This is a genomic window from Larsenimonas suaedae (genome assembly GCF_023712105.1).
In the GTDB taxonomy this organism is placed as follows: domain Bacteria; phylum Pseudomonadota; class Gammaproteobacteria; order Pseudomonadales; family Halomonadaceae; genus Larsenimonas; species Larsenimonas suaedae.
In genome coordinates this window covers 325,598-343,467 of sequence record NZ_JAMLJI010000003.1, presented here as the reverse complement: position 1 = coordinate 343,467, position 17,870 = coordinate 325,598, and the positions used below count along the sequence as shown (strand labels likewise).

Annotated in this window: 18 protein-coding genes; 2 read left to right on the top strand and 16 right to left on the bottom strand. The window is 62.1% G+C overall.

Features of this window, described 5'->3' with window-relative positions; genetic code table 11:
• Window positions 1-68: 68 nt before the first annotated feature.
• The gene (gene dacB, locus NAT49_RS11135; protein ID WP_251594187.1) at window positions 69-1,514 is read left to right on the top strand and encodes a D-alanyl-D-alanine carboxypeptidase/D-alanyl-D-alanine endopeptidase; all 1,446 of its coding nucleotides are present in this window, start codon (window positions 69-71) and stop codon (window positions 1,512-1,514) included.
• A gap of 52 nt (window positions 1,515-1,566) precedes the next feature.
• On the opposite strand, the gene NAT49_RS11130 is transcribed toward dacB, so the two are convergent.
• From NAT49_RS11130 to NAT49_RS11055, 16 genes are all read right to left on the bottom strand, one after another.
• Window positions 1,567-2,775, bottom strand: a complete 1,209-nt coding sequence (locus NAT49_RS11130) for a dicarboxylate/amino acid:cation symporter (RefSeq protein ID WP_251594186.1) — start codon at window positions 2,773-2,775, stop codon at window positions 1,567-1,569.
• Window positions 2,776-2,899: 124 nt separating this feature from the next.
• Window positions 2,900-3,358, bottom strand: a complete 459-nt coding sequence (locus NAT49_RS11125; protein WP_251594185.1) for an excinuclease ATPase subunit — start codon at window positions 3,356-3,358, stop codon at window positions 2,900-2,902.
• Window positions 3,359-3,434: 76 nt separating this feature from the next.
• A complete protein-coding gene (gene fabG, locus NAT49_RS11120; protein WP_349773777.1) occupies window positions 3,435-4,178 on the bottom strand; it encodes a 3-oxoacyl-ACP reductase FabG in 744 nt (247 codons plus the stop codon).
• The gene (locus NAT49_RS11115) at window positions 4,175-4,618 is read right to left on the bottom strand and encodes a hotdog family protein (protein WP_251594183.1); all 444 of its coding nucleotides are present in this window, start codon (window positions 4,616-4,618) and stop codon (window positions 4,175-4,177) included. Before NAT49_RS11115 ends, fabG begins: the two co-directional genes overlap by 4 nt.
• The gene (locus NAT49_RS11110; RefSeq protein WP_251594181.1) at window positions 4,615-5,799 is read right to left on the bottom strand and encodes a beta-ketoacyl-ACP synthase; all 1,185 of its coding nucleotides are present in this window, start codon (window positions 5,797-5,799) and stop codon (window positions 4,615-4,617) included. Before NAT49_RS11110 ends, NAT49_RS11115 begins: the two co-directional genes overlap by 4 nt.
• On the bottom strand, window positions 5,796-6,365 hold the full coding sequence (locus tag NAT49_RS11105) for a DUF3261 domain-containing protein (RefSeq protein WP_251594179.1): 570 nt from the start codon (window positions 6,363-6,365) through the stop codon (window positions 5,796-5,798). Before NAT49_RS11105 ends, NAT49_RS11110 begins: the two co-directional genes overlap by 4 nt.
• Window positions 6,365-7,612, bottom strand: coding sequence for an NAD(P)/FAD-dependent oxidoreductase (locus tag NAT49_RS11100; protein ID WP_251594177.1), 1,248 nt, complete (start codon window positions 7,610-7,612; stop codon window positions 6,365-6,367). Before NAT49_RS11100 ends, NAT49_RS11105 begins: the two co-directional genes overlap by 1 nt.
• On the bottom strand, window positions 7,609-9,912 hold the full coding sequence (locus NAT49_RS11095; RefSeq protein WP_251594176.1) for an MMPL family transporter: 2,304 nt from the start codon (window positions 9,910-9,912) through the stop codon (window positions 7,609-7,611). Before NAT49_RS11095 ends, NAT49_RS11100 begins: the two co-directional genes overlap by 4 nt.
• On the bottom strand, window positions 9,909-10,460 hold the full coding sequence (locus NAT49_RS11090) for a LolA family protein (protein ID WP_251594175.1): 552 nt from the start codon (window positions 10,458-10,460) through the stop codon (window positions 9,909-9,911). The genes NAT49_RS11095 and NAT49_RS11090 overlap by 4 nt, the downstream gene beginning before the upstream one ends.
• Window positions 10,457-10,870 (bottom strand): acyl-CoA thioesterase, encoded by a 414-nt coding sequence (locus NAT49_RS11085; RefSeq protein WP_251594174.1) that lies wholly within the window; start codon window positions 10,868-10,870, stop codon window positions 10,457-10,459. The genes NAT49_RS11090 and NAT49_RS11085 overlap by 4 nt, the downstream gene beginning before the upstream one ends.
• Window positions 10,871-10,895: 25 nt before the next feature.
• Window positions 10,896-11,867, bottom strand: a complete 972-nt coding sequence (locus NAT49_RS11080) for a lysophospholipid acyltransferase family protein (RefSeq protein WP_251594173.1) — start codon at window positions 11,865-11,867, stop codon at window positions 10,896-10,898.
• Window positions 11,864-12,607: a glycosyltransferase family 2 protein gene (locus tag NAT49_RS11075; RefSeq protein ID WP_251594172.1), complete on the bottom strand. Its 744-nt coding sequence runs from the start codon at window positions 12,605-12,607 to the stop codon at window positions 11,864-11,866. The genes NAT49_RS11080 and NAT49_RS11075 overlap by 4 nt, the downstream gene beginning before the upstream one ends.
• Window positions 12,600-14,285 (bottom strand): ApeI family dehydratase, encoded by a 1,686-nt coding sequence (locus tag NAT49_RS11070; protein ID WP_251594171.1) that lies wholly within the window; start codon window positions 14,283-14,285, stop codon window positions 12,600-12,602. The genes NAT49_RS11075 and NAT49_RS11070 overlap by 8 nt, the downstream gene beginning before the upstream one ends.
• Window positions 14,282-14,839 (bottom strand): COG4648 family protein, encoded by a 558-nt coding sequence (locus NAT49_RS11065; RefSeq protein ID WP_251594170.1) that lies wholly within the window; start codon window positions 14,837-14,839, stop codon window positions 14,282-14,284. The genes NAT49_RS11070 and NAT49_RS11065 overlap by 4 nt, the downstream gene beginning before the upstream one ends.
• 5 nt (window positions 14,840-14,844) lie before the next feature.
• On the bottom strand, window positions 14,845-15,120 hold the full coding sequence (locus tag NAT49_RS11060; RefSeq protein WP_251594169.1) for a phosphopantetheine-binding protein: 276 nt from the start codon (window positions 15,118-15,120) through the stop codon (window positions 14,845-14,847).
• Between the two features lie 108 nt (window positions 15,121-15,228).
• Window positions 15,229-15,909: a beta-ketoacyl synthase chain length factor gene (locus tag NAT49_RS11055; RefSeq protein WP_251594167.1), complete on the bottom strand. Its 681-nt coding sequence runs from the start codon at window positions 15,907-15,909 to the stop codon at window positions 15,229-15,231.
• Window positions 15,910-16,101: 192 nt separating this feature from the next.
• Between NAT49_RS11055 and NAT49_RS11050 the strand changes: the two genes are divergently transcribed.
• Window positions 16,102-17,784, top strand: coding sequence for a glycoside hydrolase family 55 protein (locus NAT49_RS11050; RefSeq protein ID WP_251594166.1), 1,683 nt, complete (start codon window positions 16,102-16,104; stop codon window positions 17,782-17,784).
• The last annotated feature ends 86 nt before the right edge of the window (window positions 17,785-17,870 follow it).

Here is a 17,870-nt window from a genome sequence, read left to right as displayed (position 1 = left end):
GAACCTTCTGTCCTTCTTCTGAATCGATCAGTAAGCTGTCGCGGTGAACATACGCAGGGAGCTCAATCATGCAGGGACGCAGTAACGCAGTACGCTGGGTAGGCGCGGTACTCTTGGTCATGGCACCGGTGATCGCTCAGGCCGCCGGCTTCGACGCCGTCAAGGCATTGGGCGACAAAGGGTTCAATGTCAGTGCAAGCGCCGAACTTCTGGACACGAACACCTCGCTTGGCTCGGTGGCGCCAAGAACCCTGCTGACGCCGGCCTCGGTCAGCAAGCTCTACATCTCCGCTGCAGCGCTTGATCGGTTCGGCCCTCAGAAACGCTTCACCACTCGGCTGGTCACCAACGGTGTTATCGAGCAGGGCGTGGTGCGCGGTGATCTGATCCTCGAAGGCGACGGCGACCCGGGGCTGACGTCAAACGATTACTGGATGCTGGTGCAGGGGCTCAAGCAGCTCGGCATCAAGCGCATTCGTGGCAATCTGTTGGTCAGTCAGTGGCAGTTTGGGCCGGTGCCGTGTGTGAGCACCGATCGCTGCCGAGCCAGAACGTCCTCGCGCCATGCCTATGATGCGCTGCTTTCATCCGCCGCGGTCGATTTCGCCAACTGGTGCGTTCGAGTCTATCCAGGCAAGGCCATCGGTGATCCAGCCCGCGTTAGCGGCTGTTTCGGCGTCAAGCCCTTGCCCCGGGTCGACAGCAGCATTACCACCGTACGTGCGAGTGGCGCAACGTCGGTATCCGGGCAGCGGGTCACGACCGGCTCGATCGATACGCTGAATCTGAAAGGACAGATCGCGGCCGATTCCTACCCGCGAAACGTCTACCGGGCCAGCGCCGACCCCGCGCAGCAAAGTCTCTATACGCTGTCGGATCTGCTCGAGCAGGCCGGCATCAAGGTCGGTGGCGAGGGCTCGGTGACATCCAGCCGGCCGGGGCCTCAGGCCAAGGTGCTTTCTTCCGTCGATGGGCCCACGATGCAGGAACTCCTGCTTCGCATGATGAACTATTCCAACAACTTCATGGCCGATACGCTGGCGCTCAATCTTTCTGCAATCAAGCCGGCAACGCTTGCCAACGCAAGCACTGCGCTTGAGCGCTTTACCGCGACCATCCCGGATCACGGCCCCGTCACACTGCTGAGCGGCAGCGGATTGACGCCTCAAAACAAGACGTCTGCCCACGGTGTGGTGGCGCTATTGGACGCGATGTATCATCGCCCGGCGCTGTTTCCAGTGTTCGTGGCCGGAATGCAAACACCGGTCAACGGCCCGATGCGCTTTATCCGGCGCGGCAGCGACAGCTTTCAGAACAACGTCATGATCAAGACCGGAACGCTTAACGAGCCGGTGCCCGTACGCGCCATCGGTGGCTATTTCCGGACCAAGAGTGGCCGCTGGGGGGCGTTTTCCGTGCTGGTCAACGGGCGGGCGGCACAGCCGTACCTGCAGTGGAAGACCGTGCTCGAGGCGGTTTCAAAGGATCTGACCCCAATGATCGAGCAAAACTGAGACGTACGACTTAAAAAAACCCGCCAATCGGCGGGTTTTTTTGACGTGCTTGTCAGGCGTTTTTTCGTCCCCACTTATCGACCACTGCGGCACCCACCACATCACCGGTGACGTTCAGCGCCGTGCGGGTCATGTCGAAGATGCGGTCGAGCGCGATCAGAAGCGGGAGGCCTTCGGTCGGAATACCGGCCGCGATCAATACCGCCACCACCAGAAAGGAGGGGCCTGGCACGCCCGCTTGACCGATGGCACCGATCGTTGCGGTAAAGATAATCGCACCGTACGCGCCAAGGCTTAGATCAACGCCGAAGACCTGGGCGAAAAATACCGCTGCGAGGCCATAATAGATCGCGTTGCCGGCCATATTGATGGTGGCCCCCAGTGGCAAAACGAATGAGCAGGTTTCATTGGAAAGCCCCAGCTCCTTCTCGGCCACTTCCATATTGATCGGCAGCGTGGCCATGCTGGAGGCGGTCGAGAGCGCAACGACCTGAGGCTTTTTCATCCGGCTGAAAAAGACCTTGAGCGACAGATCCGAGCAAAAGCGCACGATAAGTGGATACACCACCAGCCCGAAGATCAAAAGACCGACAAAATAGACTCCGACCAGTCGACTGACCGATTCGAGCACACCGAAGCCGAAGGTGCCTACGGCGTCGGCCATCAGGCCGAATACACCGATGGGTGCGAGATACATCACGACCTTGATCATCCAGATAAACGCGTCCATGACCGTCTGCAGGCCATCGAGCAGGGGCGCGACGCGGGTCTTGTCCACACGCGTCAGCGCCAGCCCGAAGAACATGCAAAACACCAGAATCTGCAGGATGTTGGCCTGACTCAAGGCCGCAAAGATGTTGGTGGGTACCATGCCAAGGAGTGTGTCCCAAAACCCTGGCACGTTGCCTTTATCGGCGTACTCGTTGGACAGGCTCTGACTTAGATCGACCCCGACGCCTGGATGAAGCAGCTCGCCCAGAAGCAAGGCCAGGCCGACCGCGATGGCGCTGCTTGTCAGAAAGAAGCCGAGCGTCAGCGCCCCCATGCGACCGGCCGATGAGCTGTTGCCGAGGCCTGCCGCGCCGGAAATAATCGCGACCGCGATCAGCGGAACGACCAGCATGGTGATCAGGTGAATGAACAGATCCCCGAGCGGTGCGAACATCGAAGCGTCTTTACCGAGCGCGATGCCGGTCAGCACCCCGATGATCATCGCAATGACCACCTGCAGGCCGGTGTTTTTCAAAAGTCGTACTGCCATGAAGCATCCTTATCGTTTTAGGGCGCATCTGGGCAGTCCACCCAGAGCAAGGGCGGCATTATGTGAGAAATGGGAGTAGGGGAAAAGTCATGAGAAGGGCGAGGCAGGTGCCTCGCCCGAGACATCACTGAACGGGCAGGGTGACCATCTTGCCCTTGAGCGCGACGCCCGCCACGACATTGCCGGCATGACATTCGTACTTGTTGTCGTCGACGTATTCCTGCTTGTTGTAATAGCTACTGATGTTGGTAACGGCGTTGGCGCCGACAAAGCGCGCCCGCTCCTGCAGATCGATCAAGGCCGAAAGCGCCACCCAGCGGCAGGCTTCCTCATCGGTCTTGGTGACGGAGCTGGTCTTGCGATCGACGTAGTAGCCGTTGTGGCGCGCCTCGACCTCAGGATGGATTTGGTTGCCGAAGTAAAGCCTGATGGACGGGTCGAGTTTTTCCCGCGCCTGGGGCAGTGAAAGCACATCCTTGAACGGCAGATAATAGGTCGTGTCACGCGCTTGGGCGGGGGTGGTCATCATCAGCCCTGCAAGTGCCAGGCCCATCATCGAGCCTGTCAGTGTTCGATATCGCATCGTGCGTATCCTCTCCTTGGTGTCGGTAGGCGCCCTTGTTGGCGTCGGCGCCCCCCGTTTTTTTGAACGTATCGCTCTAGAACATGCCGCCGTTGACGGCCAGGACCTGACGGGTAACGTAGGCGGCGTCTTTTGAGCAAAGAAAACTGACAACGCCTGCGACGTCCTCGGGGACACCGATGCGCTGCATCGGCACCTGCGACTTGATGTGGGCTCGGTCGATCGCGTCGGTCATGTCGCTTTCGATCCAGCCCGGGGCGACACAGTTGACCGTGATCTTACGCTTGGCAAGCTCCATCGCAAGGGCCTTGGTCGCTCCGATCAGCCCGCCTTTCGACGCGCTGTAATTGACCTGGCCGCGCTGGCCGATCACGCCAGCCGCCGAGGACAGCGTCACGATGCGACCGCCGGTCTTTGCCTGCACCATCGGCATTACAACGGGCCTCAATACGGCGTAGAACCCGTCGAGGTTCGTCTCCAGTACGCTGTCCCACTGATCGTCGGTCATGCCCGGAAACGGCGCGTCCGCACTCAGGCCTGCGTTGAGAATCACACCGTAGTAGGCGCCGAACTCGTCCATATCAGCCTCGAGCGCCGCCCGGGCGGCCTCGCGGTCTTTCAGGTCGAACTGGATCAAACGGGCATGACGACCGAGGGTGCGAATTTCATCGGCCACGTCACGTGCCTGCTCGTCGCTTTGGCGGTAGTGGACAGCGATGTCGAAGCCATCGGCGGCCAGACGCAGCGCAATTGCTCGGCCAATGCCGCGGCCGGCACCGGTCACTAACATGGTTCGGGAAGAGAGGGTGTTATCACTCACGCGGTCAAGGCCTCCGGGTTATCGGGTTGAAAGATACGTAGGTTGCCCTGGGCCACGCAGGTGTCGTCGAGCCAGATCGCGCCATTGAACGTGCCAAGGCCGTTGTCGGCCACGAACTCCGGTTCGATGGTGACGCGATAAGTACGGCCGTACTCGAAATGCGTGACGCTTGGTTGATAGCGCTTGGCCCCCAGAAGTAGCCCTTTTTTGGGCGTGCCGGCTTCCTCAGCGGTGAGATAGCCCCAGGCGGCGATGGCCTGAGCGATCCACTCGAGCCCAACGCAGGCGTCGATGCCCACTTCATCGGCAAACAGCGCACCCGGCGTGGGCGTCACGCGGGCGGTCAGGGTCTCGGCGCTTGCCGCCTCGACCTGATCGAGCAGGCACATTGGCCCCTGGTGCGGGACACACTCTGCAATAGGGCGTGGAAAACCCGTCATGACGTGCGCTCCAGCAACAGGGTCGCGTTGTTGCCACCGAAGGCGAAGACGTTACTCATGGCGGCACGAAGCGGCGCCGCGGGGGTGGCGTTATCAACCAGTGCAAGCGGCGGCAGGGCGCTATCGAATGCCCCGTCGAAAACGTGCAGCGGAAGCAACTGGCGCTCGAGCGCCAGCCAGCAAAACGCCGCCTCAAGCGTGCCGGCTGCGCCCAGGGTATGGCCGGTCAACGCCTTGGTCGCGCTGACCGGCACGGCTACGTCGCCAAACACACGATGAATCGCTCGGGCTTCCATGGCGTCATTATGCGGCGTCGCGGTGCCGTGGGCGTTCAGGTAGCCGATGTCGGTGGGCGTGCGTCCGGCCATGTCGAGCGCGCGTTGCATGGCACGGGCCGCGCCGTCGCCATCCGGGTGTGGCGCCGAGATGTGATGGGCGTCCGAGGTTTCGCCGTAGCCGGTCAGCTGAATGCCGCCCTCATCGCGGGTCACGATGAACAGCGCCGCCGCCTCGCCGATGTTGATGCCGCGACGGTATTGTGAAAACGGCAGGCACGGCGTCGGGCTGACCGCATCGAGCGAGGAAAATCCGTGTACGGTCAGGTTGCAGAGCGTGTCGGCGCCACCGGCGATGACCGCATCACAGCGGCCGGTGGCCAGCAGTCGTCGGGCGGCGCTCAAGGCGCGCGCTCCTGAGGTGCATGCCGTCGAGATGGTCCACTGCGGCCCCTTGAGCCCGAGGTGCTCGGCGATGAACGCCGAGGGCGCGCCCAGTTCCTGCCGGTAGTAGCAGTACTGGTCATCGAAATCGTTGCCGGCGCCGGTGCGGGCGATCGCGTCCTCGGTCTCGCTGACACCTGAGGTGCTGCTGCCCATGATGACGCCGATGCGCTCGGGGGCGACTCGGTCAAGCAGCGCCGGGAGCTGGTCGCCGAGCGCGTCGAGCGCGGCCTTGATCAGTCGGTTGTTGCGGCTTCGGTGGTTGAAGGGCCAGTCGCTCTCTTCCGGCAGGGCCTGAGTCACCGGGCCGAGGCTCAGCGGCGTGCCCGGTGTATAGCGGTCCACCTGTGAGAGGCCACGCACACCGTGGGCGAGGGCATGGGCGATGTCGTCGAGGTTGCTGCCGAAACAGGAGGCAATGCCTGGGCGCGACAGGCGACAGAACGGGGCATTTGACGTCATGGGCTGCGCTCCGACAGCGGGGCAATGGTGATGCGATGACGCGTCTGGTGATCCTCAAGCGTCACGGGGGCGTTGGAAATCAGGCGGTCATTTTGATAGCGAATGGTCGCAACGGTCTCATCGCCTTCTTGAATGCGGCGCACGCGCCCGGAATCCTGCGGCGTTTCGACCGCGGACCAGTCGCTGCCAAGCCAGGCGGTGTTGAGGGCGTCCAGCGGCCACAGGCTCCATTCCAACCGAGACGCCAGCCAGCTTGCCGGAAACGGCGGGTCGGTCAGCGTCTGGGTGAAGCGGGCGCCGTTTTGGTCATCCTTGAGCGTGAACAAGCGCTGGCCGGTAGGCGTTGCCACCACCACGGTCAGGCTGTGATCTTTGAGTTTCAGTACGCTTAGAAGCTGCTGGCGCTCATCCGGGGCCGACTCGGGTTCGATCGTCAAAAGCCGCGTCTCGGTGGTCGGAGCATCCGGGTGCTCAAGCACCGGATGGGGCGACACGGAGGGCACGGCGCAGCCGGCCAGACCGGCAAGCAGGGCGCTCAGCGCCAAGGTAACAAGCTGTCGACGCATCAGGCGCTCTCCTTGCGACACAGATCCAAAAGCGTACCCAGATGCTTGCGCGGATTGGCCACGAAGGGATTGGCTGTGTCCCAGGCGTAGCCGGCCAGCACCGCACTGATCATGCGTTTCAGATACACAGGCGGGTTCGGGTGAAAAATGATGGTTTGAAGCGTGCCGTCGTACCAGGCCTCGACAAAGGCGCGAAACACATCGATGCCGTGTCGCAGGGGCTGCTCGTACTCAGTGCGCCAGTCGACCGCCTCGCCGTTAAGCTCGCGGGCGGCAAGCTCGGCCGCGCGTCGGCCCGAACGCAGGGCGATGGTCACGCCTGATGAAAAGATCGGGTCCAGGAACTCACCGGCATTGCCGGCGATGGCGTAACCGGGGCCGGTCAGCGCGGTGACATTGGCGGAGTACCCTTGAATCTCGCCCGGCGTACGCAGGAGTTCTGCGTGTTCCAAAAGGCGCTTGAGTTCGGGGAAACTTGCCCACAGTGCGCGGTAGCGGTCTTCTGCGCTGTCGCCAAGCTGGGGTAGGCGGTCACTTGGTTCGACGAAGCCGAGCGAGGCCCTGCCGTTTGAAAACGGAATCAGCCAGAACCAGCGCTCAGCGGCGCTGTGATGGGCACCCAACAGAATCTTTTCACGGTCATAGCCGGGGGCCGTGATGTTGTCGTGAAGGTGGGCGAACACGGCCGTTCTCGGAGAAAGCGCCGGGTCACGGCTCAGACCACAAAGCCGTGCCAGCACACGGCCCGGGCCGCTTGCGTCGATGACGAAACGGGCATCGAGTCGGTAGGGCGCGCCGTCATCCGGCGTGATATCGAGAGACGGTGCGTTCGCGTCCGGCGTAAATCCGTTGACCCGAGCGCCGAAGCGAACCTCGGCGCCGGCTTCGATGGCCGCCTGAATCAGTCGGTGATCGAATTCGGCACGCTCGACCTGAAACGTCTCGCCGGGGCCGTCGCTGAACTTGTCACGAAAATCGATATCCACCACGTGTTCGTCCTGGCTGAACCGGGCACCGTTCTTTCGCTGATAGCCGCCGTCGTTGACGGTGTCCAAAAGGCCCGCCGCGGCCAGGTCTTCCATGCACTGAGGCAACAGGCTCTCGCCGATGGTGAAGCGGGGAAACTGAGCCGCTTCGATCACACGTACGCGAAAGCCCCGGTCACACAGGCATTTGGCGGCGATGGCGCCGGCCGGGCCAGCGCCGATGATGGCAATGTCGGTTGAATCACTCGCCGTCGAAGTCAATGCGGTGTCTCCGGTAAATCGAGGGTATGAGGTTGAACCAGGGGAACCAGCAGCCACACGCTGAGCAAACCGATCAGCGAGGTCAGACCGATATGGTGTAACACGGGTGTGGCGCTGAACGCCAATAGCCCGAAGGCCAGAAGGCTCGAGGCACTTGAAAGCGTGATCGCAAGCCAGGCGTGGCGCGCACGGTGCTCGGCCATGAAGATGCCGGCATCAAGCCCGAGGCCGATCACGAGCAACAGCGCCAGTTGATGAAAGAGATTCACCGGGGTGCCCGCAAGGGCAAGTACGGCAAGCGTGATCAGCACACCGCCCGCAGCCGGCGCCATGACCCGCCAGGTGCGTCGTCGATAGCGAAGCGCGAGCAGTGCGGCCAGTACAACGAAGGCGCCACCAACCCACCCTGCGATGGTACGTCGAAGCTCGCCGAGCACAGTCGCGATGCGGGCAACGCGGTCTTCGTAGCTTAAATACGGTGCGTGCCGGGCGGCGCGTTCGAGCGCGGCAAGCCCGGCGTCATCCAGTGCGCCTTTCAGCGGTATGACACCGGCAACGCCCGCCTCTGTGTCACTGTGGCCAAGCCAGAGGCGGCGGTCGCTTTGGCCAAGCGGGCTTTCAAGCCAGGCCTCCAGCGTCAGGTGCGGCGGGTTGACGAGCCGTGCCTGCGCTTTTTGGATCAACGACGATGGCAGGCCGGCCTGGCCGTACAGTGAGGCCAGTGTCTTGTCGTAGAGCGTGCGGGTGCGCTCGAGGTTGTCGTCCTGATGGGCGCTTGAGGGCACATGGTCGGTCAGAAGCTCATAGCCACCGAGGTGGCCGTTCTTGACCAGCCGTTTGAGAAGCGGCTCGAGCATTTCGGCGCGGGCCTGCCACTGCTCGGGGGTTGCCGCACTCAGTAAAAGATAGCGGCTGCCGGTATCGCGCCCGAGTATCGATTGCACCTGCTGCTCGTCCTTCAAAAGCGGCGAGGACGAAGTGGTCAGCAGTTGAAGGCTGTCGTTGGTGTGCAGGCGCACGCCAATGATCGAGAGCGCAAGCACCACGCCGACCAGGGCCCACGCGACCGTCAGCCGGCCCTTGAACGCACAGAAAAGCGACCACAGGCGATCCGCGGCGGCAGCGGCGCTCGGCGTTGTTTTAAGCGTGACCCGAGGCAGCCACAGCACGACCGTCAGCCAGGCGCCGATCAATCCTGTCGCGGCAAAGAACGCCATCTGGCGAAGCCCTGGCATCGGGGTCAGCGCCTGTGCTGCAAAGGCCAGAACGCTTGAGAACAGCCCGAGCGCAAGCCCGGGCAGCATGGGCCTTAGCGCAAAGCGCTGGCCGAGCGCGGCGCGAGCGCACTGCATGTGAATAGCGTAGTCGATCGCGATACCGATCAGACTGGTGCCGAAGGCGATGGTCAGAAGGTGCAATCGCCCGAACACCAGGAGCGTCGCCGCCAGGGCGAACAGGCCGCCGGCCAACAGCGGCACCATCAGCGTGGCCATGGTCTTCGGTGAGCGAAACACCAGCCAAAGGATCAGCAGCAGGCCGATCAACGCGCCAAGGCCAAAGGTCGAGATTTCCTGCCGGGCCTGCTGAGCACCTTCGTACGCGTGAAAGATCATCCCCGAGCGCAGGAGCGTCATGTCGGGGTGCGCCGCCGTGACCGAGTTGATCGCCTGATGCAGCGTGCTCTGGGTCGATTGTGAAAACGGATTACCTTCGAGCGTGCCGATCAGGACTGCATATCGGCTGCCTTCATGGGTCAGGGTGATCAGGTTCGAGTCGGTCCGAAACGGCAACGCCATGGTGCCTGCAAGCCAGCGGTCCAGAAGACCGTAGGGGTCTCGGATCGGGTGCTGGTCCAGGCCGTCGGGCATGAAGAGCTGGCGCAGGGCGCGCTGTTCGATGGCCTGATAATCCCCGGCATCGATCTTCTTGCGAAGGTCTTCGTCAAGCAGGCGGTAGCGCGCCGGGCCAAGAAGGGCCACCGGGTCGCCGGTGTCGAAATCTCCCGGGCGCCACTGGAGCCTTTCCACGGCGGGGCTTTGTTCGAGACGTTCTGCCAGGGCCTTGACGCTGCCTGGTAGATCGTCGCTTTTGACCATCAGTACGAACCGGTCCTGAAACTGGCTGCCAAGCTGGGCGTTGGCCTGTTGTACTCGAGCCGACTGGTGGGTGTCGGGCAGAAGCGCGGTGACCCGGGTGTCGAACCGAACGCCATGGGTGATCATCCAGCCGGCAAGCACGACGCAGCCCAGAAGCGTCAGCGCCCAGAACCAGGCCAGGCGTGTGTGGGTTTTGGGTGTCATGGGCGAGTCTGGGTCAGGTCGATGCTGAGCGTGTCGCCATCGCTCAAGGCCATTTCGAGATGCGACAGCGTGTCGCCGCCGGTCAGTGTGATGCGTTTCAAGTAGCGTCGCATGGCGTCCGAGTTCGGCGTCAGCCGAGCCTGCCAGTCGGCGTCGCTGCCGGTAAGGGCGATATCAAAGCGTGATTCAAGCGCGGCGAAGTCGCCATTGAGCAGCTGCATGATCAGTCGTGCCACGCCTGCAGGGCTATCCTTGATGGCGGTGCCGTTTCGCTGCATGCCGTCATCATCGAGGGTCAGCGTCTCCTGAACCGGGTCGGTCAACGTCCAAATGACCTGTTCACCCCGGTCGAATTGATAGGTGCCGTGGCTGGTCAGGGTGGTCTCCATGTCGTGGAGATAACGCTTTTGTACGAAGCGTCCTTCAACGTGGTCGGCGGTACTCAGCGTCTGGGTCAGCGTGTTCAGGTCGAGCTCGGCGGCCAGGGCGTTAATTGGCAGTGCAAGCGTCGTGCAGATCAGGATCAGGCGAGTGATACGAGACATCATGTGACATTCTCCAGCCGAGTCAGTAGGGCATCAGGGCAGTGTGGCAGACGTTTGCCGGAGGCCATGTCGACGGGCACCTGAACCGTATGGCCCCGGGTCAGACGAGCACCACTTTCCGCGTCGACGACCTCATAGGCGATGCGAAGCCGGCTTTCCCAGTCCGTCAGGGTCGCCCGTACCTGAAGGCGTTGATTGAACCGGGCCGGGCGCGGGTAGCGAATGCGAAGATCCACCACCGGCCATTCGATGCCCGAGGCCTTCATCTGGGGGTAGTTGTAGTCGATGCGCTCGAGCAGCGCGCAGCGCGCAAGCTCGAAGTATTTGACGTAATGGCCGTGCCAGACGATGTCCATGGCGTCGACGTCAAAAAAGGGTACATCTACATCGAGGGTGGCACTCAGGCGAGGCATGAGAGTCTCCTGCCGGGGATGTCGATTAGAGTGGCGAACCGGCGCCCGGTTCCGTGGGTGCCGTGGTCGAGGTCGTGTTCGTCGTCGGCGTGGCCCAGAACGGGTAGAAGTTGAACCATTCAAGCGGGTAGCGCGCGCAGTAATGTTCCAGGCGTCCGGCGTAGCGCGTCAGTTGATCGGTGATCCACTGGGCGCGGTCGCGGCGCTTGAGGTCTCGTGCATCTCCCAGCGCTTCGAAATGCACGTTGTACTGGCGTTTATCCCGGGCGCACAGAAGGAAGTAGGTCGGGCAGCGAAGCAGGCTCGCCAGCCAGAATCCGCCTTCTGGGAAGCGGGCGTCGTGGCCGAGAAACGACACGTCCCGCGTGCGGCCGTTCAAACCGATCGGCTCGCGATCACCGGCGATCACCACGAAGCCGCCCTCGTCGATGCGTGCCTGAAGCCGCTGGGCGGTCTCCGGGCCGATGTGAGTGACTTCGATCACATCCGGGCGCGGTCCAGTGCCCTGATTCAAGAGCGTATTGAACCGCTGAGCGTGCTGAGTGTGCATGAGTACGCTGAGTTTGAGGTCGTGTCTAAGGGCGGAGAGCGCCTGACAGATCTCATGATTTCCAAGGTGCGACACCATCATGAGCCCGCCCTGGCCGCTCTCGATGGCTGCGCGCAGGGTGTCACGGTCGACCATCGTGACCTGCTCTCTTGGAATGTCGCCGTGAAGCGCGCGCACCTTGTCGCGCATGGCGATACCGAACGCCATGAAATGGCGAAGCGTTGGCAGCATCGGCAGTTTGAGCGCCGGGTAGGCGGCGCGAAGGCGCTTTTGGTACTGACGTGATGCCCGCCGGGCCAACGGGTTGCGAAACCAGTAGTAGATGCTTACGAAAAACAGGATAGCGTCGTAGCCACGATCGCCCAGACGGCGATGAATCGACAGCATCAGATTCATGCCGGTAACGGAGCCGGATTCCTTGACCTCGGACCAGTGTTTTTGAGTCATGGGGTACGTTTTCGAAACAGGAGTGAAGGCGCGCGGACCAGCATGCCAAGCGTCAGGCGGCAGTGCATGCGGGCGAGAATCACGTTGTCGCGCCAGAGACGAAAGTGCGAGACGCCATCCTGAGGGTAGCGTACGCGAATGCGGTGATTTTGGATGTCGCCGCCAAGCCAGTGCCAGCGCACCAGAACTTCGGTGTCGAAATCCATTCGATCACCACAGGGGTAGCGCTTGAGCATCGGCGCCACCTGGGCAAGCGGGTAAAGGCGCACGCCGCACATGCTGTCGACGATCTTGAGTGAGAGCGTGTTGAACCAGACCCACACGTGCGTAATGTAGCGACAGATGAAGCGGTGCATCGGCACGCTGTCGTCGAATTCGGGAATACCGACCAGCAGGGTCCTGGGGGTTTCACGCATGCTTTCGAGAAGCCCCGGCAGATCATCGACCTCGTGCTGGCCGTCGGCATCAACCTGCAGCGCATGCGTATAGCCACGCTCGAACGCGGCAAAGAGCCCGGCGCGGACCGCAGCGCCCTTGCCTGAATTTTGCGCCAGACGAATCAAATGAATGTGGGCGTGCCGCAGGGCCAGCTTGTCGAGCACGTCGGCGCAGATCGCGTGACTACCGTCGTCGACGAGCAGAATCGGCAGCGACAGTGCCTTCAGGCGCTCGCAGGTGCCCACGATGGCGCCTTCGTGATTGAAGACCGGAACTACGATGCAGGCGCGCGCGTCAGTCATGTGCGGTCTCCTCGAGGCGAAGTCGGCCACTGGCATGCTGGCCACCCTGAGAGCGAATGGTGAACGCAAGGCGGGTGGCGGTGTGCTCAAGCGTCAGCGTGATGCGCATGCCCGGACGCACCGGGGTTGGGAACTTAAGCCGTTCGAGTGCCCCGGTTGCGAGGGTGTCCGGCCAGCGGGTTCTCGCTTCCTGCAGGGCCCAGTGCACCAGCGCAACGCCTGGCACGATCGGAAGCCCCGGAAAATGCCCCTCCAGGGCCCGCAGGTGTTCCGGAATTTCGTACGTGATGTGACAGATGTCATTCGGGGCCTCGGTGCATCCGAGCCAGCGTGGCACATCGCGGTTCTCAAGATCCTGAAATAGCCGCATGATCGTTGCCCGGGTGAGCTTGCCCTGGGCGTTGACAGGCCAGTGTTCAACGAAGCGGAAATAGCGAGGCAGGGCGATGGTTTCAAAGGCGTCCTGAAGACCGTCTCTGAGTGCCTGTATTAGCGCCTTGCGCTCGGCACTGGTGTGCGGCACGGCCTGTGGTGTGAGCTGCACGATTGCGGCAATACGGTCGTTGGCGCTTCGGGGCTGAACGCAGTGCGCCTTTAGGACGTTCGGTTGCTGGGCAAGCGTACGTTCCAGCGCCTCGAGTGAAATCCGCTTGCCGCCAACCTTTACGATCCGGTCGGCGCGCCCAAGCAGCTCAAAGCGGCGCGCATCGATAAAACGCACCCGATCGGCATGGGTAACCCAGCCAGGTGTAGCAAGACGGGGAGAGCGAAGGCACAAAAGCTCACCGTCTGCACGCACGTCAGTGTCGTCGAAAGGCTGCCAATGAGAGTCGACAGTGCGGTCTCGCCAGGCAATGGCACCGGTTTCGGAGCTTCCGTAGATCTCCGTAATGGTGCAGCCGAGCTGTCGACGCGCATGCACGGCCGCGTTCTGAGACAGTGGTGCCCCCGATGAGAAGACCTGCTGGGGCGGCCGGTCGTTTGCCTCAAGTGCCTCGGGCAGACGTTCGAGCTGTGCCGGGGAGCTAACCAGTGCGGCCACCGAGGTTGCGTGCAGGTAGTGGTGAACGTCTTCCGGAAATCGACACGGCGTTAATGAAAACGGCAGCCCTTCGGTCAGTGCACGCAAAAGCGCGGCGGAGAGCCCGTAGATGTGATGCAGGCTGACCTGACTGACCACCACGCCGTAGTCAAGTGGAAAGGTATTACTGAAGGCGCAGGTTTCATGCGCCAGCTGGCGAAAGGTCTTCGCCAGGCGCTGGGGCGTGCCGCTCGAGCCAGAGGTAAAGATGTCGATGGCCACCGACTCGGCCGAAAGCGTGCCCCAGGCGGGCGTGCCCACGACGGTGTCCGAGGGTGGCGTCCATCCCTGGGCGCCGATCAGGCGTGCTCCGTCTTTGGCCAGGGCGGCAAGCGTATCCGGCTGGCCATCGTTGGGGAGTATCACGCGCACGCCTCGATGCCAGCAGGCCAGCAGCGCACAGGTAAACGACCACGGGTCGGGGTCGACCAGAATCGCGTCCTGGCCGCGCTCGAGTGGTGCTTGTTGCCAGCGGGCGACGTCTCGACAGAAGTCGGCGTGATCGCGCTGACACGCACCGGACGTTGCCACCTGTGGCAGGTGAGAAGCCCATTGCCACGGGGCACTCAGAAAGTGTTGCTCGGTCATGGCCGTCATGAGGTTGCTCTCCGGCGGACGTGATGTCGAACCAGCCATTCACCGGCAAACAGGGCACCGGTGAGGCAGTAACTGATGACGCCGTTATAGAGTGTCCAGAGTTCGATGTCGGCGAAGAGCGCCGTCAGAGCCGCGATGATCATGTTGATCGTAAAAAACGCACACCAGACCCTTGTGACCTGACGCGTATAGCGCACGCCCGCCTCGGGCAGGTCGGGCTCCTTGAGCCGGGCCAGACGCTCGATGATGGGCATCGGCCCGCGCAGGCTGCCTGCGAAGATAAAAAGCATCAGTGCATTACCCATCACGGGGTAGAGCCTCATTCCAAGCTCACTTGAGCCGAACAGGACGATCGCGACCAGCGGGAGCGCCAGCCCCAGGTGAAGCCAGAGTCGGTGCGTGAGTACGCCACGAACCAGCATCAGGCCGACCCCGATCAGCGCCAGGGCCAGGCTGTTCAGGTGCGGCAGCAGTAACAGCATGGCCACCGGGTAGAGCACGCCCAGCAATGACACCAGCATCAACAGTGGCGAGGTCGGCGGTGATTTGATCATGTCGATCAGGACGCCCGGCGGGCCTCGACCAGCGCGGCCAGATGGCGAAGGCTTGCAAAGTGGGTCTGATTTTCCTCGGCGTCGCTGTCGAGCTTGATGCCGTAGCGCTTTTGAAGCGCAAGGCCGAGTTCGAGCGCGTCGATCGAGTCAAGGCCGAGCCCATCGCCAAACAGCGGCTCATCGGGGTCGATATCGTCGACACTCACATCCTCGAGTTCGAGTGTGTCGATGATAAGCTCGGCCAGTTCGTGTTCCAGCGGTGTCAGTGACGTGTCTGACATGGCAGATCCTCTTGTGTAATGGTCGATCCGCTCGGACGTAAGGGCAGTGCGAGGGTGCCGGGTACGAGCGTGTAATAGTGTGTCATGAGACGCACCGCCGAGCATCCCTCAACGGTCGCGCGGCGTGTGCGCCATCAGTTCATTGATCAGGTGATCGGGCTGCGCTCTTCCGAACCTCTTTCCGGCGGACAGACTCCGGGCGGGAAGCGCCGGTTCGTGCCCCTGGCGCTCAAGCACCACGGCCACGGCCGAGGGGTGCTCGGCGCAGCGATCTTCGGCGCGATAGCGTTCAGGGATGGTGCTGTCGCTCCATACCACCACCACGCGAGGCGCACCTTCCGCCAGAAAGCCTTCGGCTTCTTGAATCAGCGCCGGCCACTCTTCGCCGGTGGCCGAAATGGCTGAAATGGAACCCTGGTGATGGAAGGCAATCGAATAGACGCCTGCCAGCGCGTTATGTACCGACAGACTGAACCGGGTCGGAGATACCGGCTCGCCGTCTGCGATGGTGTCGAGCATATCGAGCGGGCGCTGTCCGTCACCGTGCTGGGAGGCGTGAACGATCGGCGCCTCGTCGTCGGCGGCCTTGAGTGCGCCGAGCATGTCGCACAGCGCCCGGCCGACCGGCGTCAGCCGACGCTTGAGCATGGCAGGCACGCCGTGCGCAGGCGGCTTTTCTTCGACCATTACCCGTGGGTCGGTTACTGAACCATCGGGCAGCCAGCCGCGCCAGTCCACAACGATCGGGCCGCCGACCGTGTCATTGTCGAGGGGCAAATCTACGCGCATGAGCAGAAGGGTCGCTTGAAGTATTAGAGGCGGGCTATTGTACGCACCCAGTGTGTGATCACCAACTTGTGACGTCCTTAACGGCGTCGGTCGACCGTGCTTTAACCGGGCATCTCGGCATGGAAGCGGCGGCCACAATCAAGCACGATGACTCAATTCGCGTTCCAATCATGGGTAAGGAGTAGGCTTTCGATGAGTTCGTCTTCGGGTAACGATAAACGGCGTGCGTTTCTACGCGGGTCGATGACGCTGCTGCCGGCCGCGGTCATTGGCAGTGTATTGGCGCCTCGGGTTCAGGCGGCTGACGGCGGCGACCGTCAACAGGCGATGGACGCCGATGTGCGTGCAAACGTCCTGTACTGGGGCGCCGACCCCTCCGGGCGTCGCGACAGTTCGACGGCGTTTGCAAAGGTTGCGCGCTCGCAGTGGGGGCGAACCATCTATGTCCCGCCGGGCACCTACCGCATCGCAAAGACAGTGGATCTTCACGGCAGAAATTTGAAGGGCCCCGGCCGAACCCGCATGAACAGCGGTGACGACGAGGCGTGTTTGATGCCGCATTACTCGCTCGAGGGCCCAATGTTTCGGCGCTGCGGCCCGGAAGTGGCCTCGCTCACGTTCAATGGCAAGAGCAAGAAGGATGCGGTGGCGCTGGAAGCGTACGGCTACAACACCACCATTCAAAACGTCTTCTTCAAGACACTGAGCGTCGGGATTTTGGTACCCAAGGGGGCGGTCAACTTCAACGTGCTCCAGTGTGCGTTCGTCGGCTGTGACTATGGGATGCGCGTGCGAGAGCAGAAAGGTCAGTCCTCGCCCTCGACGACCGTGCGTCTGGTCGGTAACGAGTTCAACTACGTCGACAATGGTGTGGTGTTTGACGGTGAGCTGTATGGCGCCACCTTTCAGGACAATATTTTCGAGGCCATCAAGGGCGACGCGATTCTTGCCAAGGTCATTCATGGCTCGAATTTCATCGGAAACTGGTGGGAAAAGCGCAACGGCGGCGAGTCGGACTGGCCGGCCGTTCGAACCAGCATGAAGCAGCAGATCATCAACTGCTTCGCTTCTGCCAACTATCTGGTGTACGGCTGGAAAGACATCTTCAGCGCCGGTGAACACAACCAGGCGATGGGTGGCGTTTCGGCGGCCGACGGCGATCTGGTGGTGCGCTCGTCCACCGGGTCTGCCACGCGCATCTCGCCCAATCATATTTGCCAGGAAACCGATGCCTGGATGGGCAAGGTTCCGTTCGTGATTCAAAGCGGGTATTCGAAGGCGCACAAGGACGCTCAGCCACTGGTGTTTCGTCATACCAGCGCCAAGGGCCACGTTCATTTCGATGCCGATCCCGAGCACAATGAGGCGGGCGTATGGAAAGGCAAGCTGCGTTTTGCTGCGCGCGTTAATCCGAGTGCGACGAAAAACGACAAGGGCAAGCACAAGGAAGAGGCGACGCTCTGGGACGAGTATGAGGTCAATGCAACTCGTCCGGGCATGATCGGTCACTCCGAGCAGGTTACCAGGAACGGCAAGGTACATGAGGCGCTGACCGGCATGCCTCAGTTCGTGAAGTGGCGAAAGGGTGACAAGGATGCGCCCGGCGTCGGGTTCTTTCCAACCAATCAAGAGCGCAAGGAAGGTGTGATCGAGCTGTCGTTCAACAAGGGCGAGTATGAATTTCGCGATCCGATCGTGACGGTTACCGTCGATGACGGCGACATCGAGCTTGCCGGCATCGAGTATTTGCATGCCTACAGTGGTGCCGAAAAGTACAAGGCTTATCACGGCTTTGTCTTCACGTTCGTGACTCGAAAGGACGGGACACCGGCCACCCCCTCGAGTTTCAACCTGCAGCTGTTCCATCCGTACTGAGTACACGCAGGCGCCTCTCATACGACGCCGCTTCCACGAAAAACGCCGCCTTACAAGGCGGCGTTTTACCGTGCGGAGCTTGTCGC